Source organism: Rhizobium sp. BK049, from assembly GCF_014193135.1.
Lineage (GTDB): Bacteria > Pseudomonadota > Alphaproteobacteria > Rhizobiales > Rhizobiaceae > Rhizobium.
On the sequence record NZ_JACHYV010000014.1, the window covers coordinates 39439 to 65522 of the forward strand.

General features: G+C 62.0%; 24 protein-coding genes. 15 read left to right on the forward strand and 9 right to left on the reverse strand.

The window, feature by feature from the left end:
• Positions 1 to 210 precede the first annotated feature (210 nt).
• The 4 genes from FHT70_RS16035 to FHT70_RS16050 all read left to right on the forward strand — a co-directional run bounded on the left by FHT70_RS16035 (position 211) and on the right by FHT70_RS16050 (position 4548).
• The gene (locus FHT70_RS16035) at positions 211 to 1767 is read left to right on the forward strand and encodes a Ppx/GppA phosphatase family protein (RefSeq protein WP_183702838.1); all 1557 of its coding nucleotides are present in this window, start codon (positions 211 to 213) and stop codon (positions 1765 to 1767) included.
• Between the two features lie 10 nt (positions 1768 to 1777).
• A complete protein-coding gene (locus tag FHT70_RS16040; RefSeq protein WP_085777067.1) occupies positions 1778 to 2485 on the forward strand; it encodes an RlmE family RNA methyltransferase in 708 nt (235 codons plus the stop codon).
• A gap of 297 nt (positions 2486 to 2782) precedes the next feature.
• The gene (locus FHT70_RS16045) at positions 2783 to 4057 is read left to right on the forward strand and encodes an O-antigen ligase family protein (RefSeq protein WP_183702842.1); all 1275 of its coding nucleotides are present in this window, start codon (positions 2783 to 2785) and stop codon (positions 4055 to 4057) included.
• Between the two features lie 107 nt (positions 4058 to 4164).
• Positions 4165 to 4548 (forward strand): VOC family protein, encoded by a 384-nt coding sequence (locus FHT70_RS16050; RefSeq protein ID WP_183702845.1) that lies wholly within the window; start codon positions 4165 to 4167, stop codon positions 4546 to 4548.
• A 5-nt stretch (positions 4549 to 4553) separates the two neighbouring features.
• On the opposite strand, the gene FHT70_RS16055 is transcribed toward FHT70_RS16050, so the two are convergent.
• Positions 4554 to 5978, reverse strand: coding sequence for an MFS transporter (locus tag FHT70_RS16055; protein WP_183702848.1), 1425 nt, complete (start codon positions 5976 to 5978; stop codon positions 4554 to 4556).
• A 239-nt stretch (positions 5979 to 6217) separates the two neighbouring features.
• On the opposite strand from FHT70_RS16055, the gene FHT70_RS16060 reads away from it, so the two are divergent.
• The 3 genes from FHT70_RS16060 to FHT70_RS16070 all read left to right on the forward strand — a co-directional run bounded on the left by FHT70_RS16060 (position 6218) and on the right by FHT70_RS16070 (position 9527).
• Positions 6218 to 7210: an MBL fold metallo-hydrolase gene (locus FHT70_RS16060; RefSeq protein ID WP_183702851.1), complete on the forward strand. Its 993-nt coding sequence runs from the start codon at positions 6218 to 6220 to the stop codon at positions 7208 to 7210.
• A 275-nt stretch (positions 7211 to 7485) separates the two neighbouring features.
• The gene (gene guaB / locus FHT70_RS16065) at positions 7486 to 8970 is read left to right on the forward strand and encodes an IMP dehydrogenase (protein WP_085777072.1); all 1485 of its coding nucleotides are present in this window, start codon (positions 7486 to 7488) and stop codon (positions 8968 to 8970) included.
• Between the two features lie 2 nt (positions 8971 to 8972).
• Positions 8973 to 9527 carry a hypothetical protein gene (locus FHT70_RS16070; RefSeq protein WP_183702854.1) on the forward strand — a complete coding sequence of 185 codons (555 nt, stop codon included), beginning with the start codon at positions 8973 to 8975 and terminating at the stop codon, positions 9525 to 9527.
• A 7-nt stretch (positions 9528 to 9534) separates the two neighbouring features.
• Here the strand turns inward: FHT70_RS16070 and FHT70_RS16075 are convergent, their stop codons facing one another.
• Entirely contained in the window at positions 9535 to 10452 is a 918-nt protein-coding gene (locus FHT70_RS16075; protein WP_183702857.1) for a LysR family transcriptional regulator, read from the reverse strand.
• Positions 10453 to 10545: 93 nt separating this feature from the next.
• On the opposite strand from FHT70_RS16075, the gene FHT70_RS16080 reads away from it, so the two are divergent.
• The 3 genes from FHT70_RS16080 (at position 10546) to FHT70_RS16090 (ending at position 12728) form a co-directional block, all read left to right on the forward strand.
• Positions 10546 to 11301, forward strand: coding sequence for an SDR family oxidoreductase (locus FHT70_RS16080; protein WP_183702860.1), 756 nt, complete (start codon positions 10546 to 10548; stop codon positions 11299 to 11301).
• 105 nt (positions 11302 to 11406) lie between these two features.
• Entirely contained in the window at positions 11407 to 11823 is a 417-nt protein-coding gene (locus tag FHT70_RS16085) for an MAPEG family protein (protein WP_183702864.1), read from the forward strand.
• Between the two features lie 263 nt (positions 11824 to 12086).
• Positions 12087 to 12728: a TetR family transcriptional regulator gene (locus tag FHT70_RS16090; RefSeq protein WP_183702867.1), complete on the forward strand. Its 642-nt coding sequence runs from the start codon at positions 12087 to 12089 to the stop codon at positions 12726 to 12728.
• 6 nt (positions 12729 to 12734) lie between these two features.
• Here the strand turns inward: FHT70_RS16090 and FHT70_RS16095 are convergent, their stop codons facing one another.
• Positions 12735 to 13691 (reverse strand): LysR substrate-binding domain-containing protein, encoded by a 957-nt coding sequence (locus FHT70_RS16095; RefSeq protein WP_097597820.1) that lies wholly within the window; start codon positions 13689 to 13691, stop codon positions 12735 to 12737.
• Positions 13692 to 13895: 204 nt separating this feature from the next.
• Here FHT70_RS16095 and FHT70_RS16100 point away from each other — a divergent pair, with 204 nt between their 5' ends.
• Positions 13896 to 14195 carry a DUF1127 domain-containing protein gene (locus FHT70_RS16100; protein ID WP_183702870.1) on the forward strand — a complete coding sequence of 100 codons (300 nt, stop codon included), beginning with the start codon at positions 13896 to 13898 and terminating at the stop codon, positions 14193 to 14195.
• A 121-nt stretch (positions 14196 to 14316) separates the two neighbouring features.
• On the opposite strand, the gene FHT70_RS16105 is transcribed toward FHT70_RS16100, so the two are convergent.
• From FHT70_RS16105 to FHT70_RS16125, 5 genes are all read right to left on the reverse strand, one after another.
• Positions 14317 to 15180 (reverse strand): DUF937 domain-containing protein, encoded by an 864-nt coding sequence (locus tag FHT70_RS16105; RefSeq protein WP_183702873.1) that lies wholly within the window; start codon positions 15178 to 15180, stop codon positions 14317 to 14319.
• Between the two features lie 151 nt (positions 15181 to 15331).
• A complete protein-coding gene (locus FHT70_RS16110) occupies positions 15332 to 16705 on the reverse strand; it encodes a glutamate--cysteine ligase (RefSeq protein WP_183702875.1) in 1374 nt (457 codons plus the stop codon).
• Between the two features lie 144 nt (positions 16706 to 16849).
• Positions 16850 to 17587, reverse strand: a complete 738-nt coding sequence (locus FHT70_RS16115; protein ID WP_097597816.1) for a 16S rRNA (uracil(1498)-N(3))-methyltransferase — start codon at positions 17585 to 17587, stop codon at positions 16850 to 16852.
• A gap of 17 nt (positions 17588 to 17604) precedes the next feature.
• A complete protein-coding gene (locus FHT70_RS16120; protein ID WP_183702877.1) occupies positions 17605 to 19101 on the reverse strand; it encodes an inorganic phosphate transporter in 1497 nt (498 codons plus the stop codon).
• 64 nt (positions 19102 to 19165) lie between these two features.
• On the reverse strand, positions 19166 to 19678 hold the full coding sequence (locus FHT70_RS16125; RefSeq protein WP_183702880.1) for an NUDIX hydrolase: 513 nt from the start codon (positions 19676 to 19678) through the stop codon (positions 19166 to 19168).
• Positions 19679 to 19939: 261 nt separating this feature from the next.
• On the opposite strand from FHT70_RS16125, the gene FHT70_RS16130 reads away from it, so the two are divergent.
• Together FHT70_RS16130 and FHT70_RS16135 are read left to right on the forward strand one after the other, a co-directional pair.
• Complete coding sequence (locus tag FHT70_RS16130; protein WP_183702883.1) at positions 19940 to 20818, forward strand: LysR substrate-binding domain-containing protein; 879 nt, start codon at positions 19940 to 19942, stop codon at positions 20816 to 20818.
• Between the two features lie 97 nt (positions 20819 to 20915).
• On the forward strand, positions 20916 to 22073 hold the full coding sequence (locus tag FHT70_RS16135; protein WP_183702888.1) for an adenosylhomocysteinase: 1158 nt from the start codon (positions 20916 to 20918) through the stop codon (positions 22071 to 22073).
• Positions 22074 to 22161: 88 nt separating this feature from the next.
• Here FHT70_RS16135 and FHT70_RS16140 read toward each other — a convergent pair whose 3' ends face one another.
• Complete coding sequence (locus FHT70_RS16140; RefSeq protein ID WP_183702892.1) at positions 22162 to 23058, reverse strand: LysR family transcriptional regulator; 897 nt, start codon at positions 23056 to 23058, stop codon at positions 22162 to 22164.
• A gap of 157 nt (positions 23059 to 23215) precedes the next feature.
• Here FHT70_RS16140 and FHT70_RS16145 point away from each other — a divergent pair, with 157 nt between their 5' ends.
• Together FHT70_RS16145 and FHT70_RS16150 are read left to right on the forward strand one after the other, a co-directional pair.
• Positions 23216 to 24655 (forward strand): FAD-linked oxidase C-terminal domain-containing protein, encoded by a 1440-nt coding sequence (locus FHT70_RS16145; protein ID WP_097597810.1) that lies wholly within the window; start codon positions 23216 to 23218, stop codon positions 24653 to 24655.
• Positions 24652 to 25851 carry an FAD-binding protein gene (locus tag FHT70_RS16150; protein WP_183702895.1) on the forward strand — a complete coding sequence of 400 codons (1200 nt, stop codon included), beginning with the start codon at positions 24652 to 24654 and terminating at the stop codon, positions 25849 to 25851. Before FHT70_RS16145 ends, FHT70_RS16150 begins: the two co-directional genes overlap by 4 nt.
• The last annotated feature ends 233 nt before the right edge of the window (positions 25852 to 26084 follow it).

Here is a 26084-nt window from a genome sequence, read left to right on the forward strand (position 1 = left end):
CGGCGCTTATAAACAAAAGCCCGGCGATTGCAAATACCTGTTTTGAAAAAAATCGGCCTTCTCAGGCCAGGGGCGAAAATCTTCCGCAAAGCCCTCTGTCAAAAAAGAATTTGGTGATTTTGGCGGGCGCTGATATTCTTGCGGCAACGCAAAATCGAATGAGCGCCTGCTGCATATCCTAGGGACTTGCGCGGCGCGGTGGAAAACAACGTGGAAGACCCCGAAGGCGGCGCGAAGCCGCAATTTGACGGGGCGATGGCGGCAGGGCGCAGGGACGGCAAGAAGTCCAGGCGTCGCAAGGGCAAGCGCGGCGGGCAAACCCGCAGCACAGCTCAAGCCGCTCCGCATGAGCTCTCCGGCGGTGCCGGGCAGCCGGCGCGCCCCATGGACGATGCGGCCGGACATCCGGCTCGCAAGCGAAAGCGCCGCCGTCGCGGCGGTCAAGGTGTTTCGCAGGACGGTTCGCTTCAAGCCCAGGCGATCGAACAGACAGGCGCGGCAGCCAGTGCCGCCCGGTCCGATGGCGAACAGGCATCGGGCCGGCGCAACCGCCGCAAGCATCGCGGCAAGCGCGGGCTGCAGGGCCGGCCGCTGTCGTCGGCAAAGCCTTCCCATGTCCCGCTGCAGGAAATCCGCGTCGAAGAGACGGCGCGCAGTGCCGTCCTGCGCGAGATGCAGAACGGCGCGGCCGCCGGCCGCAAAGGTCGCCAGGAGAGCAACGGTCACCAGGGGGATCGCCAGGCTGGCGAGCACGCATGGCCGGAAGAACTCTATGCCGCGCTCGATCTCGGCACCAATAATTGCCGCCTGCTCATTGCCCAGCCGACACGGCCGGGTCAGTTCCGCGTCGTCGATGCCTTTTCCCGCATCGTACGCCTCGGCGAGGGTCTTGCCGCCAGCGGCCGTCTCTCTGACGAGGCGATGGAAAGGGCGATCGAGGCGCTGAGGATCTGCGCCGGCAAGCTCAGGAACCGGGAGATCCGCCGCATGCGGTTGATCGCCACCGAAGCCTGCCGTCAGGCGGTCAATGGTGCGGAATTCCTCGGACGCGTCGTTGCCGAAACCGGCCTCCAGCTTGAGATCATCGACCGGGAAACCGAGGCGCGGCTTGCGGTCTCCGGCTGCTCCTCGCTTGTCGGCCGCGAGACCCGTTCTGTCGTCCTCTTCGATATTGGCGGCGGCTCATCGGAGATCGCCGTCATCCGTATCGGCGATAGTCGCTTCAGCCGGCTCGCCAATCACATCACCCACTGGACCTCGCTGCCGGTCGGCGTTGTGACGCTGTCGGAACGTCACGGCGGGCGCGACGTCACGCCGGAACTATTCGAAGGCATGGTGCGCGAGGTCGAAGCCATGCTCGGATGCTTCGATTGCCCGGAGATCGAGATCGCTGAGACCGGCGATTTTCACCTCATCGGCACGTCGGGCACGGTGACGACGCTTGCCGGCGTCCATCTCGACCTGCCGCGTTATGACCGGCGCAAGGTCGATGGCATCTGGCTCTCGGATGATGAGGTTTCCGCCATGCAGGCAAAGCTCCTCTCCTGGGATTTCGAAAGCCGCGCCGCCAATCCCTGCATCGGGCCGGACCGGGCCGATCTGGTGCTGGCTGGCTGCGCCATCCTCGAGGCTATCCGCCGCCGCTGGCCGAGCCCGCGCATGCGCGTTGCCGATCGCGGCTTGAGGGAAGGCCTGCTCACCGACATGATGGCCGACGACGGCGTGTGGCGGCGAAACCGCAACCGCCGCGGCCAGCGGGCGAAATAAGGGGAAGGGCATGACAAAGGCACCGATCGCGGGAAACCGCACCGGCCGCAAGCTCGGTCAGCGCGTCAAGAACAAGAAGATGAAGGCATCCTCCCGCCAATGGCTGCAGCGCCACATCAACGATCCCTATGTGCAGCGCGCCCAGCTCGAAGGCTATCGCGCCCGCGCCGCCTTCAAGCTCCTCGAGATCGACGAGAAATACCACATCCTGCGCGGCGCCAGGCGCATCATCGACCTGGGGGCGGCTCCCGGCAGCTGGTCGCAGATCGCCGCCAAGGTCACCGGTTCGACGGATGAGGACGTGCGTGTGGCCGCGATCGATTTCCTCGAAATGGCCCAGCTTCCTGGCGTCAAGATCCTGCAGCTCGATTTCCTCGATCCCAGTGCGCCGGAAAAGCTGATGGAGGCTGTCGGCGGCACGCCCGATCTCGTCATTTCCGATATGGCCGCGCCGACCACGGGCCACCATCGCACCGATCACCTGCGCACCATGCATTTGTGCGAAGTCGCGGCCCATTTCGCCATCGAGGTGCTGGGGGAGGGCGGGCATTTCCTCACCAAGACCTTCCAGGGCGGTACCGAGCGTGACCTGCTTGCCATGCTGAAGCAGAACTTCCGCCAGGTCGTCCATGTCAAGCCGAACTCGTCACGCGCCGAATCGGTCGAGATGTTCCTGCTGGCCAAGGGATTCAAAGGCCGCAAGGCGGAAGCTGAATAGCAAGCTTGATTCGGGCCACTCTTATCAGATGATGGTGGTCCTAATTGGATCCGGATGGTCCCAGCCGGCCAAGTCTTGTGGGACACGGGACTGCCCTAGCAGCACCTCAGCCGTGTCTTTCTGCCGATCAGCTTGATCCGTGCGTCGCATCGTTGATCATTGTGGAAATTGGGTTAAGGCGATTCGGAATTCTGTTGTCTGAATACCGCATTGAATAAGGTTATGGATTGCGCCCCGGCTTGACAGCCGGCATCACGATCCGTAGCGAGGCAGCACCGATACGATCAGGCCGGTAAAATGAAATATTTCAAACAACTCATGATAGAACTGCTTTATCCCGGAAATGGAGCTGCAAGTGCACACGACCGAAACAACGGCATTGCGGTTTTTCTCTTTGCAATCGTTCCAGGACTTTCGCCGAACTTTAACTCCTTCATCCTTCTCGCGTCGATGCTGTGGGGCGCCTACTCGCTGGCGACAGGCCGCCTTGCCTTGAACCTGTCGAGATCCGACTGGCTGGTTGCCGTTGGGATGTCGATATACCCGTTGGTGATGATCGCGAGCATATTCATCAATCCGCCTTACTCCGAAGAATTGCACTGGATACTCCGGCTGCTGCCCTTCTTTTCGATCTGGCTGGTATTGCCGCGGATGCGCCAATCTCCCGATGGCCGTCTCGTGCCGCTCTTCATCCTCGGCGCTGGGATCGGCATGATCGTTACTTTTCTGCTCAGTCTCCTGCAGATCGCGTTTCTTATGGACCGGGCGGAGGGCGGGACTACGAACGCTGCACTGCTCGGGATCATAGGCATTCTCTTCGGCGGCATTGCGCTCCTCAACCTTCAATCACCCAAAAGCATGGAGCAAAGGATTGCGATTTTGGGATATGCCGCGGGTCTCGGCTGCGTTCTGCTGTCGGGAACGCGCTCGGCCTGGCTGGTCATTCCCGTCCATCTCATCATCTTTGTCTGGTATTTTCGCAAAAATAGCTTCCATCTGAGCCTGCGCAGCCTCGGCATCATAGGCTCCCTACTATTGGTGGGCCTTATTGCCTTAGGCAGCGGCCCGGTCTTTCATCGCATCGAAGCGCTACGAGGGGATCTGCCATCGCTGGAACGCACCGACGGTGAGATCACCTCGCTCAGTGCGCGGTTCGCTTTGTACAAAGGTGCACTATCGGCAATCAGCAAGGACCCGTTGACTGGTTACGGCCCGCAAAACCGGATGGCTTCGGTTCTGGCGGAGTTGCCTGACAACATAAGGCCACAACTGTCTTTCACACATGTCCACAACGGTTTTCTGACCGCGGGAATCGACGCCGGCATTTTCGGCATCGCGGCGCTTTCGCTGATGCTGCTCACACCGGTGATCGGCGCGTGGAGAAAAGAAGCCGGGCCGGGCCGCGATCTGGCGATTGCGCTCGCTCTTCTGCTCTTCAGCAGCTACGTCATAACCGGCAGCTTTGGCATCATGTTCAACCAGAAGGCTCTGGACCCTATCTTCGCCTATATGGTCGCACTTATCTGCACGGATCGAGGCAGCATACGCTTTGCGCCCGTTGTTTCGAGCTGACGTCTTGCATATTGGAAGGCGGCTGGCCAAGGCCTTCAAAGGCCGCAAGGCGGAAGCTGACGCAGAGCAAGCTTGATCTCGGGGCGATCCCAGCCGATGATGATCCCATGCTTCTTTACGTCACCCTCGGAACCAACGACCTCGACCGCGCAGGGCATTTTTACGATGCCGTTCTGCCGGTGCTCGGCTATCGTCGCCAGCATTTTTCGCAGGAGGAAATCGGCTATTCCGCCGCGGGCGATACGCGCAGCCGCTTCTGGGTGGTGACGCCCTTCAATCGCCGGCGGGCCACATCAGGCAATGGCGCCATGGTCGCATTCACAGCCGAAACGCGGGCAGCCGTCGATGCCTTCCATGCGGCGGCTATTGCGGCAGGCGCCGCTGATGAAGGCGGGCCGGGTCTGCGCTCCTACCATGCCCATTTCTACGCCGCCTATGTCCGCGATCTCGACGGCAACAAACTCTCTGCCGTCTGCGAGAGCCCTGAATAGGAAGCTCATTTCACTGCTTGCTGCTCGGCCTCGATCGCAGATGCCGCCACGCGTCTCGAGCGGTGGCCGGAAACGAGCGCGCCTGCATTGCGATCCATGCGGATGAAGGGAATGGTCGCAATCACCGTCAGTCCGGCAATGATATAGAAAGCCAGGTGGAAATCGGCCACATCAAGCGCCTCGCCCCTGACATAGATCGAGGTCTCCAATATTGCGGCCGCCACCGCGACGCCGAGCGCCAAGCTGACCTGCTGCATGACGGAGCTCATCGATGTCGCCTGGCTGGCTTGAGCATCATCGATATCGGCGAAGGCAAGCGCATTGACGCCGGTGAACATGAAGGAGCGGGAGAAGCCGCCGAGAAGCAGCACGCCGATGATGACGAGGTGCGGCGTCGCCGGCGTGACGAGGCCGGTGACGATGGTCACGAGCGTCGTCACCGTGGCAGCGCCGATCAGCGTCGTGCGAAAGCCGGTGGCGGCGAAAACGCGCTTGGCCATGAACTTTGTGGTGATCGCCCCGATCGCTCCGGCAAAGGTGATGAGACCGGATTGGAACGGCGTCAGCCCGAAGCCGAGCTGCAGCATCAGCGGTGTCAGGAACGGCATGGCGCCGACGCAGATTCGAAAGAGATTGCCGCCCATGGTCGAAGCCCGGAACGTCGGATTTTTGAACAGATTGAGGTTGAGGATCGGCGCCGGGTGGCGCTTCGCATGGCTGATGTAGAGGACGCCGCAGCCAAGGCCGACTAAGGTCGCGGTGATGCCGATGATCGGCGGCAGGGCCGGCAGGCTGACCACCGACAGGCCGAAGACGACGCCGGCGGCTGAAAGCGAGGTCAGCACGAAGCCCGTGAAATCGAGCTTCGGCGGCGCCATTGCTTCCACCTCCGGCAGGAAGATCGTCGCAAGCCATATACCGGCGATGCCGACCGGCACGTTGATCAGGAAGATCCAGTGCCAGCTGAAATAGGTGGTGATGAAGCCGCCGAGCGGCGGGCCGGTGAGCGGGCCGACAAGGGCGGGAATGGTGAGCAGCGCCATGGCGGAGACAAGGTGGCTGCGCTGCGTGGTGCGCACCAGGACGAGACGGCCGACCGGCGTCATCATCGCGCCGCCCATGCCCTGCAGGAACCGGGCGAAAACGAATTCGACGAGATTGGAGGAGACGGCGCAGAAGATCGAGCCAATGACGAAGACCGAGATGGCAAGGCGAAAGATCTTCTTGGCGCCGAACCTGTCGGCCATCCAGCCGCTGACCGGGATGAACACCGCCAGCGCCACCATGTAGGAGGTCAGCGCCAGCTTCAGCGTGATCGGCCCGACATTGAGATCCCTGGCGATTGCCGGGAGCGCGGTCGAAATCACGGTTGAGTCCATCTGCTCCATGAAGAGAGCGACGGCAAGGATCAGCGGGACGATGCGGTTCATAGGCGGGAGCCTTGATAGGCTGCGGATCGGAGCAGGAAAGGCACTTGCTGTGTAGACCCAGTTCCAGGGCCTGCCAATCCTTCAATCCACTTCGATCGCACGTTTGGTTCACGTCTGCGTGAGATGGCTTGCACGAAAACCTTCCCTATCAAGATTGGCAGATGTTCCGGACAGAAAATCCGGGCAGACACATCGTCGGGGCGGCGCGGCGGCACACTGCGCATCAAAGGGGAGTGGATATGGCAATCTCAACGCATATAAAGCGGCGCACGTTTTTTGTCGCCAGCCTCGGACTGTTGGCGGCGCCGATGATTTTAAGAGAGAAGGCCGAAGCGGCCGTGACTGGAGAAAGCAGCACTATGGATGCAGCGCCTTTGCCCGAAATCGATCAATTCAAGCTTGGTTCCTACAAGGTTACCGTCGTGCGCGACGGCATCAACATCTCCGAAAAGTCCCATGAAACCTTCGGCACCAATCAGGACCCCGAAACGGTCAAGGCATTGCTGACCGCAAACTTCCTGCCGGCAGATAAATTTCTCAACGGATATTCGCCTGCCCTCATCGATACCGGCTCGGATGTCATTCTTGTCGATACCGGCTTCGGTGCAGCCGGGCGGGTGCGCGGCGCCGGCCGCCTTGCCGAAGGCTTGAAAGCCGCAGGATATTCAGCCGACGACGTCACCGTCGTGGCGCTCACCCATCTGCACGGCGATCATATCGGCGGCCTGACGGAAAATGCCGCAGCTGCCTTCAAGAATGCCCGCTATGTCATCGGCCAGGCGGAATATGACTTTTGGTCGAACAAATCACGCGAAGGTACGCCCGCCGAAGGCGGCCACAAAGCCGTGCTCGCCAACGTGACGCCGCTCGTCGAAAAAGCCACCTTCATCAAAGACGGTGACAGCGTTGCGCCCGGCATGACAGCGATGCTGGCAGCCGGTCACAGCCCGGGCCACATGGTGTTCCATGTTGAATCCGAGGGTAAACGCCTGGTGCTGACCGGCGATACGGCCAACCATTATATTCTGTCGCTGCTGCGCCCGGATTGGGAGGTGCGCTTCGATATGGACAAGGCACAGGCGGCAGCCAGCCGCCGCAAGGTTTTCGACATGATCGCCACCGACAAGATCGCCTTCCTCGGTTACCACATGCCTTTCCCGGCGGTCGGTTTCGCCGAGAAGCAGGATGGCGGCTATCGTTTCGTGCCGAAGACCTATCAGTTCGACATTTGATCCAGGGCGGTTCAGCTTTCACCGAAGGAGGAACCGCTCGATCCCTTTGTTTGGCGCGATTTCCGGCAAACCTGCTTCGCGATTTAGCTGGGAATTGCTCTCCGTGCATGGCACCCATGACGAGCCCGGCCGATGTACCGGGCTTTTTGCTATTTCCTTCCTGTCATAGACGTGTTACCAGCCCTCGCCAACTTCCAAGCAACTCATGCACACCGCCGGGGCGGACGATTCGTTTCCGGGGCCGGTTGCATTTTCTTAAACGAAGGAATTTGGCCATGGCACGCATCATTGAAACGGCAACCGGCGCGGACGCGCTTACCTTCGACGACGTGCTGCTGCAGCCGGGGCACTCCGAGGTCATGCCCGGCCAGACGAACATCGCCACCCGCATCGCCCGCGACTTCGATCTCAACATCCCGATCCTCTCTTCAGCCATGGATACCGTCACCGAAAGCCGGCTGGCGATTGCCATGGCCCAGGCCGGCGGCCTCGGCGTCATCCACCGCAACCTGACTCCGATCGAGCAGGCCGAAGAGGTCCGCCAGGTGAAGAAGTTCGAAAGCGGCATGGTGGTCAACCCCGTCACCATCGGCCCGGAAGCGAAGCTTGCCGAAGCGCTCTCCCTGATGAAATCGCATGGCATCTCCGGCATCCCGGTCGTCGAGAAGTCCGGCCGCCTCGTCGGCATCCTCACCAACCGCGACGTCCGCTTCGCCTCCGATCCGGAGCAGAAGATCCATGAGCTGATGACCAAGGACAATCTGGTCACCGTCAAGGAGAGCGTCGATCAGCAGGAGGCCAAGCGCCTGCTGCATTCGCATCGCATCGAGAAGCTGCTGGTCGTCGACGCCGAAGGCCGCTGCGTCGGCCTCATCACCGTCAAGGATATCGAGAAGTCGCAGCTGAACCCGAACGCCTCCAAGGATGCGCAGGGCCGGCTTCGCGCCGCCGCCGCCATCAGCGTCGGAGACGACGGCTTCGAGCGCGCCGAACGGCTGATCGAGGCCGGCGTCGACCTCCTGGTCGTCGATACCGCCCATGGCCATTCGCAGCGCGTCCTCGATGCCGTGACCCGCGTCAAGAAGCTTTCCAACTCGGTCAGGATCATGGCCGGCAACGTCGCAACCTATGATGGCACCAGGGCGCTGATCGATGCCGGTGCGGACGCCGTCAAGGTTGGCATCGGCCCGGGTTCGATCTGCACGACGCGAATCGTCGCCGGCGTTGGCGTTCCCCAGCTCGCCGCCATCATGTCGGCCGTCCAGGCCGCCCAGGATCAGGATGTGCCCGTCATCGCCGACGGCGGCATCAAATTCTCCGGCGATCTTGCCAAGGCAATCGCCGCCGGCGCCTCCGCCGTCATGATCGGCTCGCTGCTCGCCGGCACCGATGAGAGCCCGGGCGAGGTCTATCTTTACCAGGGCCGTTCCTTCAAGGCCTATCGCGGCATGGGCTCCGTCGGCGCCATGGCCCGTGGCTCGGCCGACCGCTATTTCCAGGCTGAGGTGCGCGACACGCTGAAGCTCGTGCCGGAGGGCATCGAGGGTCAGGTGCCCTACAAGGGACCGGTCTCGGCCGTCGTCCACCAGCTCGCCGGCGGTCTCAAGGCCGCCATGGGTTATGTCGGCGGCAAGGACCTGAAGGATTTCCAGGAGCGCGCCACCTTCGTGCGCATCTCCGGCGCCGGCCTTCGCGAAAGCCACGCCCATGACGTGACGATCACCCGCGAGAGCCCGAACTATCCGGGCGCCGGCCTCTGATCATGAAGGCGGGCAGCGCAATTCCGCTCTGGATCGTCGCGCTGCTCGCCGCCCTTTGCCTTGCCGTGCTCGCCTGGACGACCTTCGGCTTCGTCGTGCCTTTCAAGCACGAAACGGGGCAGGCGGTACTCGACACCTATTTCGCCGGTTACGACGAATCGGCCGTCTTCCACATGCAGAAGCTGCTCGATGAAAACGAGACGGCGGCCAAATTGCTCAGCGCCATGTATTTCGGGCCGGAGCTGATGTTTCCGGCATTGCTCACGGCGCTGCTGTTCCTTGTCTTCGTGAGGCTCGGCCCCGTCGGCTCGTGGTTCGGCCGGTCACTTCATCCGCTTATAGCCAAGGCGATCTATCTGCTGCCTTTCATCTACGGCATCTCAGACTACGGCGAGAACATTTCCAGCCTGATTGCTTTCGGCAACGGCGCGTCTGCAGGTCCTGCAATGCACGTGCTGCCGTGGATGACGCGGTTGAAATTCGCAAGCCTCGCGATCTGCTTCATCGTCGCCGCCCGGCTTGCCGTCGCCCGTTGGCTGTCGACAGGCCAGGACTGAAGCGGCATCAGCTCCTTCGCCGCCAGACCGGATTTGACAGTCTCGCCATCATGAAATCGGAAAGGACCTCGACCTTCGCTGGCCGATTGCGAGCAGAAGGTGTGACGAAATACAGTGCGCCTGTTGGCAGCGTCCAGCCGGGAAGGATCGGCTTCAGCCGGCCGTCTATGAGATAGTCATGCGCGAGAAACTCGGGTAGCTCGATGATCCCGAGGCCGCGTAGCGCCATTGGCACCAAAGCCTGCGAATTGGTGGCCTTGAGAGAGCCACTTGGTACGATGACCTCCTCCTTACCTTCACTGTTGCGCAGGCGCCAGACATCCTGCCGCGCCCTGTAGAAGTATCCGAGGCAATGATGAGCCGCCAGTTCGCTCGGATGTTCCGGCACGCCGTACCGATTGAGATATGCGGGCGCGGCGAGAATGAAGCGATCCACCGGCGTCAGCCTGCGCGCGACCAATGACGAATCCGGCAGCACCGCGATTCTGAGCGCCGCATCAAAGCCGTCTCCCACGATATCGACGACGGCATCGCTCATGTGCAGGTCGATCGAAATCTCCGGAAAGAGGTCGAAAAAGTCAGGCAGGACCGGCGCCAGCCAGCGTGTCCCGAAGGCCATCGGTGCGGCAAGCCTGATGAGCCCCTTCGGCCGGGTGGCAATCTCCCTGGCAGTGTCCTCTGCCATCTCGGCTTCCGCATAGATTCGTGCGGCGCTGTCGACCAGTCGCAGGCCGAATTCGGTCAACGCGAGCTGCCGGGAGGTCCGGTTGAAGAGCCTGGCGCCCAGCCTGTGCTCAAGACGGCTGACGGCGCGCGAAACGGTCGGCACCGACACGCCGAGCGTCTGCGCAGCCCGAAGGAAAGAACGCTCTTCGGCGACCTTCGCAAACATCGCCAGACCCTCGAAATCGGGAAACTTGTTCATTTCATTCCTGAAACAATAGCTTTCAATTCTTTCTATTCCGAAAGAATGCCCCCGTCCATATCTCAGCTTCAGTCGAACCAAAGGAGACGACAAATGACACAACGACTGAATGCGAAGATTGCGGTTATCACCGGCGCCACGTCTGGCATTGGCCTTGCAACGGCCAAGCGCTTCGTCGCTGAGGGCGCACGGGTTTTCATCACGGGCCGTCGCAAGGACGTTCTCGATGCGGCAATCGCTGAGATCGGCGGCGGGGTTGTGGGAATTCAGGCTGACTCAGCCAATCCAGCCGACCTCGATCGCCTCTATGAACGGGTGAAGGCAGAAGCTGGGAAAGTCGACGTGCTCTTCGTCAACGCGGGTGGCGGCTCCATGTTGCCCCTCGGCGAAATTACCGAAGAGCAGTATGACGACACGTTCGATCGGAACGTGAAGGGAGTTCTCTTTACGGTGCAGAAGGCCTTGCCACTGCTTTCGGCAGGATCATCGATCATCCTGACGGGATCGACTGCAGGCTCGACCGGGACACCTGCCTTCAGCGTTTACGCTGCATCGAAAGCCGCTCTGCGCAGTTTTGCGCGCAACTGGATCCTCGACTTGAAGGATCGCGGGATTCGGGTCAACACGCTTAGCCCTGGTCCGACGGAAACGACCGGACTGGTCGAATTGGCGGGTAAGGACCCAGTGCAACAGCAGGGCCTGCTTGACGTCCTGGCGGCCCAGGTGCCAATGGGCAGGGTCGGCCGTGCCGAGGAAGTTGCCGCTGCCGCACTCTTCCTCGCTTCGGAGGATTCCAGCTTCGTCACCGGTGCCGAACTCTTCGTCGATGGCGGCAGCGCCCAGGTGTGAAGACGATATCGGGTTTGCGGATGCCGGCGGCGAGCCGCTGGCACCCGCTTATCCTTTCCGCTAATGCTGCCAATGACATACGAAAGCGGAAAGGAAGTGGCGATCATGACCGGCTATGAAATCTTCTGGCCACTCCTTGCCCATGTGGCCCTGGTCTATGGTCTCTACGCGCTTCTTGGCTTGAGGCGAAAGAAAATGGTCCGAGCCGGAAAAGTCGCTCGGTCGGATTACCGAGAAAATCGCGGCGAGCCGGTCGAAAGCCTCGTTGTGAAGAACGCTCTCGCCAACCAGTTCGAACTGCCGGTGCTCTTCTATGCCTGCAGCATTCTCCTTTATATCACGCAGGCCGACAACATCTTCACCGTCAGTCTTGCGTGGATCTTCGTCGCGCTGCGTTATGCTCACGCCGCCGTTCACGTCACCAGCAATGAAATGCGCTATCGCAGTCCTCTTTTTGCGGCAGGCTACCTTGTGCTCGCTGTCCTGTGGGTCTGGCTCGCTGTGTGGATGGCGATGGACTGACTTGCGTCGATCGCACCTGACCGAACGCGCGCCTGTACCAAGGTAGGTGCGCCGCATATCTCTGTTCTCACACAACCTTTCGAAGTCTTTTCAATCCCCGTCAATTAGCGCGATATGCTGCGAGGGCTTGATTTCACAGGCTTTTGCCGGTCGCTAAAATGTGAACTTTTCCATTTACCGCTGATGAAGGCCTGCAATGTCATATCCGCTCGATGCGGTGATGGCAGATAGCTCCTCCGCGAAACAATAAGAATGGGAACGACATGGGCGCGGAAAGCATGGATCGCATCGGCTTGCGCAGGCAGCCGAAGCAGGAGCGCAGCATCCAGAGGCTGGATCTTATCCTCGCCGCCGCCGCCAAGATCATCGCCAAAAAGGGCGTCAGCGCCATGCGGATGACGGAACTCGCGATCGCCGCCAAGGTACCGATCGGCTCGGTTTACCAGTATTTTCCCGAGAAGGCGGCGATCGTAAAAGCCCTGTTCGACCAGCACGCTTCGGCGATCCAGGCGAAGACGGCGGCGATGTTCAGCGATGTGCAGTCACTCGACCAGGCCCTCGATCGCGTCTGCGCCACCATCGACTGGTATTACGAATCCTATCGCGACGATCCCGTCTATCGCGGCGTCTGGATGGGAACCGAAACCGATCAGGATCTGCTTCGGCTGAACATCGAGCATAGCGGTCGCGTCGCCGGTATCTTTCATGACGCCGTAAGCAGGTTGGCTCCCGACCTTTGCGACGAGGAAATGTTCGCGCGCACTTACCTTTTCAGCCACCTGATCGGCGCCGTCGTCCGGCTTGCCGCTGTCAGTGAAGAGACCATAGCGCGGCGCATGCTCGGCGAGTGGAAGCGCGTCATCCGCGCTTCCCTTTTCGCCGCGAGCGCGTCGAGCGCCGCCTGAGGCTTTCTACCAGCTCGGCATCATGTTGGCGGCCTTCGGCCGCGGGTAAAGGCGCGCCTGAGCCGATTTGACATCCGCGTCCAGACCGTCGTCGACGACAGCCGGCGTGATGTTGTCGAGGCAGGCAGTGATATGCGCAGTAATCGCGTTCATCAGCGACAGCGAGACGCCTGGCCGCTTCATGATGCCGATCTGCACCGGCGGCAGCGCCGGGAAACCGTCGGCCTGGCTTAGCACCTTCATGCCCGTCCGCAGCGCCGATTCCGGCATGACCGAGACCGCCATGCCGGCCAGCACCGCCGCGGCGACGACGGTGCAGGACCAGCTGGTGAACAGGATCTGGTGCTCGCGGCCGACGGCATCGAGAGCCGAGCAGGCGAGCTGGCGCCACTGGCAGTCGCGGCGGCCGACGGCAAGCGGCACCGGTGCGTCGTCGCGGATCGGATGGTTGGCCGAACCGACCCAGCAGAGCGGCTCGGTTCTCACCACATCCGACATGCGCTCGCGCGGATTGTGGGTGACGAGCGCGATGTCGAGCTCACCCTTGTGCATGCGCTCGGCGAGATCCACCGAGGGCTCGCAGACGATGTAGAGCTCGACGTTCGGATGGGTTTTGGCAAAACGGCCGATGATTTCAGGCATATACCGATCGGCATAATCGTCCGGCGTACCGATGCGCAGCGTCCCCTCCAGCCTGTTGTCGTCGAAGGCGGCGATCGCCTCATTGTTGAGGCGGATGATGCGGCGGGCGTAATTGAGCAGTTTTTCCCCCTCGACCGTCAGCCGGTTACCGCGGCCGTCCTTGATGAACAGCTGCTTGCCGATGCGCTCTTCGAGACGGCGCATCTGCATGGAGACGGCGGATTGGGTCTTGTAGACCCTGTCGGCGGCCTTGGTGAAGCTGCCGGAATCGACGATGGCGATGAAAGTCTGCAACTGGTCGAGATCAAGGGGCGCGGACATGGGTTCACCTATAAAGATAGCTGATGATAATCATTAGAAACATTCGTTGGACTGATCAATAGGTCTTTGGCATCTTCGAGATGCAAATCAAGCAAAGTGAAGGACAGACACCCTGCCTGTCCGAGCCGAATCCAGCCTGCTCCCTTCCGCACGACCTCGCGGCAGGGGTGGGTTGTTGCGTGCCCCGAAAGAAAGGAGAGTTCGATGCACACGACAGACCGGACACTAGAACTCGACTGCGGTAAGCTTACCCCGACGTTTTACCAGCGTCTGGCGGCAAGCCTTGCGCCGTTGACCTTCCTCTTTCGCGTGTTCCGCAATCGCATGGAGATCAACGCGCTGCACGATCTGAACGACGCGCAGCTGAGGGACATCGGCCTCACCCGGGCCGACCTGACCTCGGCGTTCCTGGCCTCGACTTTTTTTGAGGACCCGTCGGAACATCTGACGCGCTCGGCGCGTAATCGTTGGCGCCTGCAGTTCTTCCGCTCCTCCGACGAGTAGGAGCGCGAGTTTCCCCGCAGGGTGATAGCCAATAGCCCTGCCGCTTGACCCGGTGATCGGCTTTCCCAGCCATCGCCGGGTCTTTTTATGCGTGCCGGATGTCGCCTGGACGCGACGCGCGTTAGGTCTCTGACGAAGGCTTCGGCCGGTAGGTTTCGAAGATCGCCTCCAGATTCCTCTGATAGCTCTTCTGCACCTCCAGCCCGCTGTCGAACATGGCGTTCAGCATTTCGGCATAGCTCTCGGCATTGAGTTTTTGCTCTTCCTTCGGCGCTGCCTGCGTCTTCGCTGCCGGCTTTTGGGCCGCCGGCTGCTGGCTGAGGCCGGCCATCATCTCCTGGAAAGCCTTGGCGAAGGGATTGTCGAGGAAGGGGTTGGGTTGAGGCGCCGGTTCGGGCTTCGGTGCCGAAAACATCGTCTGCATCGCTTGCGTGAACGGGTTGTCGAAGATGCTGGCTTCAGGAGCAGTCTTTGGCTTCGGTGCGAAGCCCGTGCTTTCCAGCCATTTCTGGATGGTCTCGCCCATCGCCGTGTTGACGAAGGGATTGACGGGCACGGCCATCTGACCGGTCGTTTGCTTGAAGAGCCCGCCCATCAGCGTATCTGCCAGCACCGGCAGCATCTGTTTGTAGATTTCCTGCCCGATCCCGGTCATCTGGGCGGCCTGGGCTGCGATCGCCCGCGAAACCTCTTTGGAGCCGAAGAGCTGGGCGAGGATATTGTTGCCGTCGGAAATGCCCTCAGGCGTGAAAGCCCGGCTCATATCTTCGAAATAACGTGCGTAATTGCCGGAGGCGACGGCCTGCATCAATCCGACGAAATCGTAAGGATTGCTGGTGCTGCGCTTCAGGCCGGCGGAAAAGGCCGGCATCAGCGCGGCCATGGCCTTCGTTGCCTGCTCCTGAGCCAAGTTGAATTGACGGGCGACCGCTTCCATCGCTGCGCCGTTCTGCGCCTGCATCATCATGTCGAAGAGTGGCAGCATGGAGGTCCCTTTCCCCGAGTCGTGACGCGTGTAACGCCACTATATCCGGAAAAGGTAATGTGCAAACGGCTTTTTGCCATAAGAACTTAAAGCCGTTCCGGCAAAGGCGCGGAGCGAGGTATCCAAGCTGGAGAGTGCCGGTGCGGCAAACCTAATACTGGTAGTCCTCGAAGACCGGCTCGACGGAAAGCTGCCAGCGGCCGTGATAGAGCGACAGCAGATCCTCGGCGAGCGTCGCCTTCTTGGCGAGCACTTCGTCGAGCGGCGCCAGGAAGATGCTCTCGTCCTGCCCTTCGCCGTTGAGCTTGCCGCGGGCTTTGAGGCCGGCCCTCGATATGCCCAACACCTCGCGTGCCGTCTCGAGAAGCGAGTGCCCGCGAAATTCAGCCTGCAGCCCTTCGGCCGGAACGGCGTTGCGCAGGGCGCTGACCTCGGCAAAGCTCCAATCCTTGGTCAGCTGGTCGGCTGCCTCGAGGGCTGCATCTTCATAGAGCAGGCCGACCCAGAAGGCCGGCAGTGCACAGATGCGCCGCCACGGGCCGCCGTCCGCACCGCGCATTTCGAGAAAACGCTTCAGCCGCACGTCGGGGAAGAGCGTCGAAAGATGGTTCGTCCAGTCGCCCATCGTCGGCTCCGGATCGGCGACCTCGCCCTTCAAGGCGCCGTTCATGAACTGGCGGAAGGTGACGTGCGTGCAGTCGTGATAGCGCCCGTTGCGGACGATGAAATACATCGGTACGTCGAGCGCCCATTCGGCGTAGTCGCGGAAACCGAAGTCGTCGCGGAAGGTGAAGTCGAGCAGGCCGGCGCGTCGGTTGTCGACATCGCGCCAGATATCGCCACGCCAGGAAAGCAAACCGTTCGGCTTGCCTTCGGTGAAGGGCGAGGAGGCAAACAGCGCAGTCGCCAGCGATTGCAGCTTCATCGAGACACGCATCTTCTTGCGCATGTCGTCTTCCGAGGAGAAATCGAGATTCACCTGGATCGTGCAGGTGCGATACATCATGTCGAGACCCTTGGTGCCGACCTTCGGCATATAGCGGGTCATGATCTCGTAGCGCGATTTCGGCATCTGCGGAGTCTCGGCATAGGTCCATTTCGGACTGCCGCCGATGCCGAGGAAGCGTATGCCCATCGGCTCGGCGATCTCGCGCAGCGTCGCCAGGTGCTGGTTCGATTCCTTGCAGGTCTGGTGGATCGTTTCCAGCGGCGCGCCGGAGAGTTCGAACTGGCCGCCGGGTTCGATCGAGATCGCGCCCATGCCGTTCTGTTCGGCAAGGCCGATGATGTTGCCGCCGTCCACGATCGGCTCCCAGCCGCTCTTTTTCTGCAGGCCGGTGAGCAGGGCAGAAATGCTCGCATCGCCAAAATAGGGAACCGGGCTGTTGTCGGCGCGGAAGAAGGCGAACTTCTCATGTTCGGTGCCGATCCGGAAGCGCTCCCGCGGCTTGTTGCCCGCGGCGATGTAGTCGGTCAGATCCTGAACCGAAGAGAGCGGCGTCTGGTCGGTAGTGTCGCGGGCCATGCGGGGTACCTGTATTCAAGAAGGCGCCCAGGGGGCGGGCAGTTGGAAGGTGATTAGGACCCAAGCCACGTTTGTTGCAAGTGAAATTCTTTCAACGACGCATCAAAAAAACAGCAGTGATTTCCGCGTCAACCGTTTTCCCGGTCACGTCCAGTCGCCGATCGCCGCCTGGACCACCGCCAGCGCCGCAACGGCCGCCGTATCTGCCCTGAGGATGCGCGGCCCGAGCGGAATGGCGGTGACGAAATCGAGGCTTCGAAGCCGCGCCCGCTCTTCTTCCGAAAAGCCGCCTTCCGGCCCGACGAGCAGAGCGAGATGCCTTTCCTGGATGGCTGCCAGCACCGGCAGCGGGTTTTGCCCGGCATCGCCCTCGTCGCAATAGATGATGCGCCGTTCTTTCGGCCAGCGGTCGAGCAGGTCGGAAAGCTTCGCCGGCTCGGCCACATCGGGAATGCCGAGAATGCCGCATTGCTCGGCTGCCTCGACAACATTGGCACGCAGTTTGTCGAGATTGGTGATTTTGCCCTGCACGTGCTGGGTCATGACGGGCTGCAGTAAGCCGGCGCCCATTTCGACAGCCTTCTGCACGAGATAATCCATGCGGCCGACTTTGAGCGGCGCGAAGAGATAATGCAGGTCGCAAGGCGCCGGCTGTGGCCGCGTCTGCTCGATCGCCGTCAGCTGGATGCGTTTGCGCGTGGGGAAGGAGAGGGAGGCCTTCCACTCGCCGTCCCGGCCGTTGAAGAGCAGGATCTCCGCAGCGTTCTCCATTCTCAGCACATTGGCGAGATAGTTGAACTGATCGGCATTCGCCTCCACGACGGCGCCGCTGGAAAGGGGCGCGTCGACGAAAAGCCGTTGCATGCGGAAATTGGCGCGCATTCGAAAAACCTGGAGCCTCAGATGAAGAGCGCGAACATAACCCAATAAATCATCGCTGCAAGCGTCGCCGAAACCGGGACGGTGATGATCCAGGCCGCGATGATCGTCATGAAATGTGAGCGGCGCACGAGGTAGCGCCGCCGCCTTTCATGAATGTTCGGCTCCTCCGGTTCATCCAGTTCCCAGCTCTCGGCCTTGCGCCTGATATAGGCGATGCGGCGCTTGGAACGGCGGGTGTACCATTCGCGGAAGAAGCCGACGCCGAAGACGGCGCCGACGGCAATATGCGTGGTGCTGACCGGCAGGCCGAGCCAGGAGGCGACTATGACGGTGAAAGCGGTCGACAGCGCGACGCAATAGGCGCGCATCGGGTTGAGCTTGGTGATCTCTTCGCCGACGAGGCGGATGAGGCGCGGCCCGAAGAGCAGCAGGCCGACGGAGATGCCGAAGGCGCCGATCAGCATTACCCAGAGGGGCGGATGGCCGACGCCGTCGCCGCCGATACCCACCGAATGGACGATCGCCGAAAGCGGCCCGACTGCGTTCGAAACGTCGTTTGCGCCATGCGCGAAGGACAGCAGCGCCGCCGAGCCGATCAGCGGCAGCCGGAACAGCACCCGCAGTGAGCTGTTGCGGTTTTCGAGATCCCGCGCCTGGGCGAGGACGAGCGGCCGAACGGCAAGCCAGCTCACCAACCCGATGCCGATTCCGATCAGAATGACGGTGAAGGGCGGAAATCTGCCGATTGGCGACAGCTGCAGCAGCATATAGGCCATGAAGCCGCCGGCCATCGTCGCGACCAACACCGGCACCCAGCGCCGCGCCGCTGCGATTTTGTCGTCGCGATAGATGATGAGGGTCTTGACGAGATAGAGCAGACCGGCCGCGATCAGTCCGCTGAGCAGCGGCGAGGTGATCCAGCTTGAGGTGATCTCAAACATCACCCGCCAATTCACCGGCTCCGGCCCCACAGCTGAGATGCCGGCGCCGATCACTGCGCCGACGATCGCATGCGTGGTGGAAACCGGCGCATTCATCCAGGTTGCAAGGTTGATCCAAAGGGCTGCTGCGGTCAGCGCCGCCATCATGATCCAGCCGAGCACCGCCGGCGACACCTGGCCGGCATCGACGATGTCGGAGGAAATCGTCTTGACCACTTCGCCGCCCGCGATCGTAGCGCCCAAGACCTCGAAGATCGCAGCGATGACAAGGGCCTGGCCCATCGTCATGGCGCGTGCGCCTACGGCCGCACCGACATTGTTGGTCACGTCATTGGCGCCGATATTCATCGCCATGTAGCCGGCAAGGGCCGCTGCCGCCACGACGAGCACGGCGCCCGGGCGGTCGAAGACGTAGACGCCTGCAAAGAGCATGACGATGCCGACGAAAATCAGCCCGAGCCCAGGCGCCACCAGCCGCCGCGCAACATGCTTCGCCGCGTCCTCGACATAGGTAATCTTATCGAGGTCCTTGTCGAGCGTGCGTTTCGTCAGAACTGCGGGACGGGGCGGCATTCTTTTTCCTGAAGGATGAAATCTGCTTCTACGCTGCTTTCCTAGCAGTGCAAGATGGCAGGATTCATTCCGCCGGAATTTGTTTCGTCGCCTTGGCCGAGAGTCTGTCGGTCATCTTTCGCTTGAAGGCGAGGAAGAGATTGCGAAGTTCTGGTTCGCGGACGCGGCTGGCCGCCTCGTCGCATGAGACCCATTCGATGGTGCGCTCGCCCTTTTCCTTGAAGTTCTTCGCCAAGTCGGTAACCTCAAGCGGATAGACCTGCACCTTGCAGACGACCTGCACCCCGTCACGCAGCACCTTCTGATAGGTGTAGGAACCGAGCGTTTCCGCCTCGGCCGCGCCGCGTACGCCAGCTTCTTCCAGGGCTTCCTGCGCCGCGACCTCATGGGCGCACTTTCCGTTCATCGGCCAGCCCTTGGGAATGACCCAGCGGCCGGTGTCGCGGCTCGTCATCAGCAGAACTTCGACCTCAGCGCTTTTCTTCTTCATCCGGTAACAGATGGCACCATATTGCTGTCGCGGCGGGCGCCGGAACATCAGTTGCACATCGGATGCCAATCGGGCGAGAAGAGTCAATTGTCGGGTCACCTTTGCATGGTTGTTAGGAATCACTCATATACGTGTATCACGGAACCCTGACGCAATCCAAAGCCGCGGGCGATCCAAAACATGATTAGCCGCCGTTTGTAGGGGAAATCGAGCTGGGGCAGGCTCAGAAATCCGTCGCGACCTGTCTCGAATGCGTCATATTGCACAGGTGTACAGTATGAGTCGGTCCGGACCCCTAATCAATGCCGGGACGAATTGTTCCCCTATCATTTTGCCAGTGTGGTAATTATGCGTCTCCCGCCTCTCAATGCCGTCCGCGCCTTCGTGTCCGTCTGCCGCCATGGCAGCATTCTGAAGGCTTCCGAGGAGCTGAACGTGGTGCGCGGCGCCGTGCGCCAGCAGATTGCCACGCTGGAGAATCACTTCGGCCGGAAGCTTTTCACGCGCGACGGCCGCAGGCTGGTCCCGACACCAGAGGCGAGCGCGTTCGCCGAGGCTGCGAGCGCGGCTTTCGATATTCTGCAGCGGGCCGCTTTGGATTTCGAGGGTGCCGCACCTGGCCGTATTCGCCTCGGCGTGCCTTCCGCCTTCGCGGTCTGGTGGCTGATGCCGCGCGTTGCGGATATGCAGGCAAGCCTCGGCGATACTCTGATTGACATCGTGCCGATGGCCGTGGCCGAGCCGCTGCAGATGCACCCGGAACTGGATGCGGTGATCATGGGCGGCGAATACCGGCCGGCTGCAGGAATTGTCGCGCTGCGCTTCATGGAGGACGAATTCGGTCCCGTCGCCATCCCGGCGCTTGCCGCGACATTGTCCGCAGGACTCGGCGCGATGGGCGCTCTGACGCAACTCATCAGCCGCAGCGTTCCGCGGTTATGGGACGACTGGTTCGCCGAAAGCGGCACGCCGCCGGTCAGCTTTTCCCGCCGGCAGGAATTCGAGGATCTGCTGCTGGCGCTCGCCGCTGCCCGCTCCGGGCTCGGCATCGCGCTTGCGCCGCGCGCCTCGATAGAGGACGACCTCGCACGTGGGCAACTGGCCGCGCCCTTCGGCTTCATTTCCCGGCCGTCGGGTTACAGTCTCTGCTGCCGCACGCCGGATGCCAGGCGGCCGGCCTTAGCGGCCTTGTCCGCCTGGCTGCTTCGCTGCGGAACACCGGCCTGAAAGGGCAGTTTTTCTGCTCCAGCGCCAGAATTACGTCCATGTCCGCCTTACTGCCGCTGCGCTAATACAGGAGCGGAAACGGAAAAAGGAAGAGAAGATGGAAAGCACCGCAACCCGCATCGACTGGATCGGCAGCGGCTGTCGGCTGCTCAAGGCAACAGCGGCGGAATTCGAGCGCACGCGCCCTTTCGATGGCCTGTCGATCGGCACCGGCATCCATCTGGAGCCGAAGACGGTGGCGCTTCTCATGACCCTTCGTGCCGGCGGAGCGCGCCTCGTTTGCACCGGCAATCTCAACAGCACCCAGCCCTCGACGGTCGAGTTCCTGCGCGCACAGGGCATCACCGTCTTTGCGACCCTGACGACCGATGCCGCGGCCCATCACCAGAGCCTGGAAGCTGTGATCGCCGAAAGGCCGGATCTGCTGCTCGATAATGGCGGCGATCTTTTCGCCATCGCCGTGGAAAAGCCTTTCGCCAATCTTCTCGGCGGCACCGAGGAGACGACGTCCGGCCGCACGCGGCTGTTGCCGATGCGCGCACGCCTGAACATGCCGATCCTCGTCATCAACGACAGCCCGATCAAGCAGTTTGCCGAGAACCGGCATGCGGTCGGTCAGAGCCTGTTCGAGAGCTATCTTCGCTTCACCAATCGCTCCACCAATGGCAAACGGGTGACGGTTTTCGGCTATGGCGCCTGTGGCAAGGGCACGGCCGCCTGTTTTCGCAATGCTTTTTCCACCGTCAGCGTTGTCGACATCGATCCGGTGACGACGCTCGAAGCCCATCTCGACGGTTTCGTGACGCCCTTGCGCGACGCCGCGATCCGCTCGGCCGATATCCTCATCACCGTCACCGGTTTTCCCGCTATTGTGACGGCGGCCGATCTGCCGCTTCTCAAGGATGGCGCGATCCTGATGAATGGCGGCCATTTTCCGCTGGAGATCGATGTCGAAGCCTTTCGGCGCCATCCCGATGTCGCCGGTATCGACCGATATGAGGCCGAGCATATCGAGACCTTCCATCTGAAGGATGGCCGTTCGTTCCACGTGCTTGGCCGTGGCCATATGGCCAACCTGGCCGGTCCCCGGCCGCTCGGCAATTCCGCCGAGTCGATGGACCTCGGCTTCACGCTTCAGGCCCGCTGCCTGGAGCGCATCGCGAAAGGCGAGGCCGGTGCCGAAGCCTGCGTGGTGCCGGTGCCCTCCGATATCGATGCGATGGTGGCGAGCGCCTATCTCGATCTCTGGCGTTAGAGCATGTCGGGAAATCAAGACTGAAAGCGTGGGCCGAGCGGATCTAGAAGATCGCGGCGCGCTTTTAAGCCGAGGCAGCGGATCTGCGTCAGAGCTCCCAATAAGGGACGGGACCATAAAGCTCGGCCAGATAGTCGATGAACAGCCGCACCTTGGCCGGCAGGAACTGGCGGCTGGGATAGACGGCCGACAGGCCAACATTCTGTGAGCCCTCATAGGCCGGCAGCACCTGCACCAGTCGGCCGGACTTAAGTTCCTTGCCGATATCCCAGGTCGAGCGCAGGGCAATTCCAAGGCCTGCGATCACCGCTTCGCGGATCACTTCGCTGGAATTGGTGATCAGCATGCCCTCCGGCCGCAGGCTGAGCGCACCCTCCGGCCCGATCAGCCGCCACGTGTCGTTGTTGTGCGCCGGAAGGCATCGGTGGTGTTTCAGATCCTCGATGTCCCCCGGTTTGCCATGCGCAGCGAGATAGTCCGACGAGGCACAGAGCACCCGTCGCACCGGCGCCAGCCGCCGGGCAACGAGGCTCGAATCCGTCAACTCGGCGATGCGGATCGCCAGATCGAAGCCGCCGCCGATGATGTCGCTGAATTCGTCGGTCAGCACCAGGTTAATGGCAAGCTCCGGGTGCGCCTGCATGAACGCCTTCAAATGCGGCGCGATATGCATGCGGCCGAAGGAGGTCGGCGCCGAGATCTTCAGCGTGCCGTGCATCTGCGCCGAGCGGCCGGAAATGTAAAATTCAGCCTCCTCCAACCCGGCGAGAATACCGAGGACACGGTCGTAAAAACCCTGTCCGGCTTCCGTCAGCGAGATCTGCCGCGTCGTGCGCTGCAGAAGCCGGGTGCCGAGCCGGTCCTCCAGCCGTTTGATCCGCTTGGAGACGACCGCGGGCGAAAAGCCGAGGGCCCGCCCGGCGAGCGACATGCTGCCAGTCGAAACGACCTTGGCGAAGATTTCGAGATCACCCAGATTGGTCATAAGGTTTTCAGACTTTTTCCCTTTTGACATAAGTGCTTAGCATTTGCGCCACTTTCGGGAAAGTGCTAAGCCGGTTCACCGGAGGCAGAGGCTGGCGGCCCGTCCCGCTGTCATCTTTCAGCTGTGATTTCCGGTCGTCAGGATCAGGGAGGACACCATGTCCGACGCCATTCCGTTTCTCGCCCCGCGCGCCGATGTGCTGGCGCGCCGCGCCCGGATCGTTGCCGATCTCGCCGATCTTCTGCCGCCGGAATGCCTGGTTCATGAGGCGCGCGAGCTGGTGCCGTTCGAAACCGACGCCTTCGTGTCCTATCGCCGACTGCCGCTCGCCGTCGCCCTGCCGCGCACCACGGCCGAGGTCGCGGCCGTCATGCGCTATTGCCACCGCTACGGCATTCCCGTCGTGCCGCGCGGCGCCGGCACTTCGCTTTCCGGCGGCGCCATTCCGCAGGAGGATGCCGTCGTGCTCGGCCTGTCGAAGATGAACAGCATTCTCGAAATCGATCTGCCGAACCGTGTCGCCGTCGTTCAGGCGGGTGTCACCAATCTCAACATTTCCGAATCCGTCTCAGCCGACGGCTTCTTCTACGCGCCTGATCCGAGTTCGCAGCTCGCCTGCACGATCGGCGGCAATATCGGCATGAATTCCGGCGGCGCCCATTGCCTGAAATATGGCGTTACCACCAACAATCTGCTCGGCGTCAGAATGGTGCTGGTCGACGGCACGGTGATCGAGCTCGGCGGCAAGGCGCTGGACGCGGCCGGTTACGACCTGCTCGGCCTCGTCTGCGGCCACGAAGGCCAGCTCGGCATAGTCACCGAGGCAACGGTGCGGCTGATCGCCAAGCCGGAAGGTGCCCGTCCCGTGCTCTTCGGCTTCGAAAGCTCGGAAGAGGCCGGCGCCTGCGTTGCCGATATCATCGCCGCCGGCATAATCCCGGTTGCCATCGAATTCATGGACAAGCCGGCAATCGAGATCTGCGAGGCCTTCGCCCATGCCGGCTATCCCCTCGATGTCGGGGCGCTGCTGATCGTCGAGGTCGAGGGTTCGGAAGCCGAAATGGACGCCACCCTGAAGGATATCGTCGAGATCGCCCGCCGCCATGCTGTGAAGACCGTACGCGAATGTCAGTCGGCCACCGAGGCCGCGCTGATCTGGAAAGGGCGCAAATCCGCCTTCGGCGCCACCGGCCGCATCGCCGACTATATCTGCATGGACGGCACCGTGCCGCTCAGCCAGCTTTCCCATGTGCTGAAGAAGACCACGGAGATCGTCGATCATTACGGCCTGCGGGTTGCCAACGTCTTTCATGCCGGCGACGGCAACATGCATCCGCTGATCCTCTTCAATGCCAACGACCCCGAGGATGCCGCCCGCGCCGAAGCCGCCGGCAACGATATCCTCAAGCTCTGCGTCGACGCCGGCGGCTGCCTCACCGGCGAGCATGGCGTCGGCATCGAAAAGCGCGACCTTATGCGCCATCAGTATTCGGAGGCCGATCTCGCCCAGCAGATGGCGGTGCGCGCCGCCTTCGATCCGGGCTGGCTCCTCAACCCATCGAAGGTCTTCCCGCTCGAAGGGCGCCCGGCCCAATGATCGATCTGATGCCCACAAGCGAGGAACAGGCGGCGGCGATCGTCCTCACACATGCGGAGACGAACCGGCCGCTCGCTATCTGTGGCGGTGATACGCGCTCGGGTTTCGGCAACGCCGTTGCATCGGAAGACCGCCTGCGATCGACCAGGCTTTCCGGCATCATCGCCTACAATCCCGGCGAGATGGTCATGACGGTCCGCTCGGGTACGCCGCTTGCCGAGGTCGAGGCGGCACTGTCCGAAGGCGGCCAGATGCTTGCCTTCGAGCCAATGGATCATCGGCCAATCATGCGCAGATCGGGCGAGCCGACGATCGGCGGCGTCTTTGCCGCCAATGTCTCCGGCCCGCGCCGCCTCATTGCGGGGGCTGCCCGCGACAGCCTGCTCGGCGTGCGCTTCGTCAACGGCAGGGGCGAGATCATCAAGGCCGGCGGCCGGGTGATGAAGAATGTGACCGGCCTCGATCTCGTCAAGCTGATCGCCGGCTCGCACGGCACGCTGGGTTTCATCACCGAACTGACCTTCCGCGTGCCGCCGCGCCCGAAGACGGAACAGACGCTGGTGCTCTCCGGCCTCAACGATGCCGAAGCGGCCAATGGCATGGCGGCGGCGATGGCGCTGCCGGTCGAGATCTCCGGTGCTGCCCATCTGCCGCTGACGGTGACCTGGAAATTCCTTGCCGGCAAATTGCCCGAGGGCGAGGCGACGGTTCTGCGCGTCGAAGGCTTGCCCGGTTCGGTCGACGTGCGCATCGAGAAGCTTGCGGCCGCGATGTCGGCCTTTGCCACGGTGACGCGGCTGAATGAGCCGGAAAGCCGCAGACTCTGGCGAGAAATCCGTGATGTATTACCCTATGCCGACGGCACGACGCGGCCGGTCTGGCGCGTTTCGGTTGCGCCGGGAACCGGCCATCAACTGGTCTCGGCACTCCGCCTCGAAGCCGGCGTCGACGCCTTCTACGACTGGCAGGGCGGTCTCGTCTGGATGAGGATGGAGGCGGATCCTGAAGCAGATCTGGTCCGCCGCTTCATCAAGGCGCTCGGCGGCGGCCATGCGACACTGATCCGTGCATCGGAGGCAGCGAGGGCGGCAACGGCGGCGTTTCATCCGGAGCCGGAGGCGGTGGCGATGCTGTCGCGGCGGGTGAGGGAAAAGTTCGATCCGGCTGGGATTTTTAATCCGGGGAAGATGGGGTGAGAAGATGAGTCTGTGCGCGGGTCACCCCCCTCTGTCCTGCCGGACATCTCCCCCACAAGGGGCGAGATCGGATCGGGGCGACGGCTTCCCCAAACAACGGGGGCACTGCCGGTCGAACACGGCAGAGAGGGACCGATGGCCGATCGTCTTGCCGATCTCCCCCCTTGTAGGGGAGATGTCCGGCAGGACAGAGGGGGCCGCCCCAGGCACAGCGCCCCCTAAGCGGAGGACCC

What these genes read in the sequence shown, in the direction of transcription:
- FHT70_RS16130 (WP_183702883.1), top strand. Translation starts at nt 19,940, where the DNA reads ATGCGTCTCCCGCCTCTCAATGCCGTCCGCGCCTTCGTGTCCGTCTGC.
- FHT70_RS16070 (WP_183702854.1), top strand. Translation starts at nt 8,973, where the DNA reads ATGAAGGCGGGCAGCGCAATTCCGCTCTGGATCGTCGCGCTGCTCGCC.
- FHT70_RS16095 (WP_097597820.1), bottom strand. Translation starts at nt 13,691, where the DNA reads ATGTCCGCGCCCCTTGATCTCGACCAGTTGCAGACTTTCATCGCCATC.
- FHT70_RS16075 (WP_183702857.1), bottom strand. Translation starts at nt 10,452, where the DNA reads ATGAACAAGTTTCCCGATTTCGAGGGTCTGGCGATGTTTGCGAAGGTC.
- FHT70_RS16055 (WP_183702848.1), bottom strand. Translation starts at nt 5,978, where the DNA reads ATGAACCGCATCGTCCCGCTGATCCTTGCCGTCGCTCTCTTCATGGAG.
- FHT70_RS16140 (WP_183702892.1), bottom strand. Translation starts at nt 23,058, where the DNA reads ATGACCAATCTGGGTGATCTCGAAATCTTCGCCAAGGTCGTTTCGACT.
- FHT70_RS16135 (WP_183702888.1), top strand. Translation starts at nt 20,916, where the DNA reads ATGGAAAGCACCGCAACCCGCATCGACTGGATCGGCAGCGGCTGTCGG.
- FHT70_RS16120 (WP_183702877.1), bottom strand. Translation starts at nt 19,101, where the DNA reads ATGCCGCCCCGTCCCGCAGTTCTGACGAAACGCACGCTCGACAAGGAC.
- FHT70_RS16050 (WP_183702845.1), top strand. Translation starts at nt 4,165, where the DNA reads ATGCTTCTTTACGTCACCCTCGGAACCAACGACCTCGACCGCGCAGGG.
- FHT70_RS16150 (WP_183702895.1), top strand. Translation starts at nt 24,652, where the DNA reads ATGATCGATCTGATGCCCACAAGCGAGGAACAGGCGGCGGCGATCGTC.
- FHT70_RS16115 (WP_097597816.1), bottom strand. Translation starts at nt 17,587, where the DNA reads ATGCGCGCCAATTTCCGCATGCAACGGCTTTTCGTCGACGCGCCCCTT.
- FHT70_RS16110 (WP_183702875.1), bottom strand. Translation starts at nt 16,705, where the DNA reads ATGGCCCGCGACACTACCGACCAGACGCCGCTCTCTTCGGTTCAGGAT.
- FHT70_RS16100 (WP_183702870.1), top strand. Translation starts at nt 13,896, where the DNA reads ATGCACACGACAGACCGGACACTAGAACTCGACTGCGGTAAGCTTACC.
- FHT70_RS16105 (WP_183702873.1), bottom strand. Translation starts at nt 15,180, where the DNA reads ATGCTGCCACTCTTCGACATGATGATGCAGGCGCAGAACGGCGCAGCG.
- FHT70_RS16145 (WP_097597810.1), top strand. Translation starts at nt 23,216, where the DNA reads ATGTCCGACGCCATTCCGTTTCTCGCCCCGCGCGCCGATGTGCTGGCG.
- FHT70_RS16045 (WP_183702842.1), top strand. Translation starts at nt 2,783, where the DNA reads ATGAAATATTTCAAACAACTCATGATAGAACTGCTTTATCCCGGAAAT.
- FHT70_RS16060 (WP_183702851.1), top strand. Translation starts at nt 6,218, where the DNA reads ATGGCAATCTCAACGCATATAAAGCGGCGCACGTTTTTTGTCGCCAGC.
- FHT70_RS16085 (WP_183702864.1), top strand. Translation starts at nt 11,407, where the DNA reads ATGACCGGCTATGAAATCTTCTGGCCACTCCTTGCCCATGTGGCCCTG.
- FHT70_RS16090 (WP_183702867.1), top strand. Translation starts at nt 12,087, where the DNA reads ATGGGCGCGGAAAGCATGGATCGCATCGGCTTGCGCAGGCAGCCGAAG.
- guaB (WP_085777072.1), top strand. Translation starts at nt 7,486, where the DNA reads ATGGCACGCATCATTGAAACGGCAACCGGCGCGGACGCGCTTACCTTC.
- FHT70_RS16080 (WP_183702860.1), top strand. Translation starts at nt 10,546, where the DNA reads ATGACACAACGACTGAATGCGAAGATTGCGGTTATCACCGGCGCCACG.
- FHT70_RS16040 (WP_085777067.1), top strand. Translation starts at nt 1,778, where the DNA reads ATGACAAAGGCACCGATCGCGGGAAACCGCACCGGCCGCAAGCTCGGT.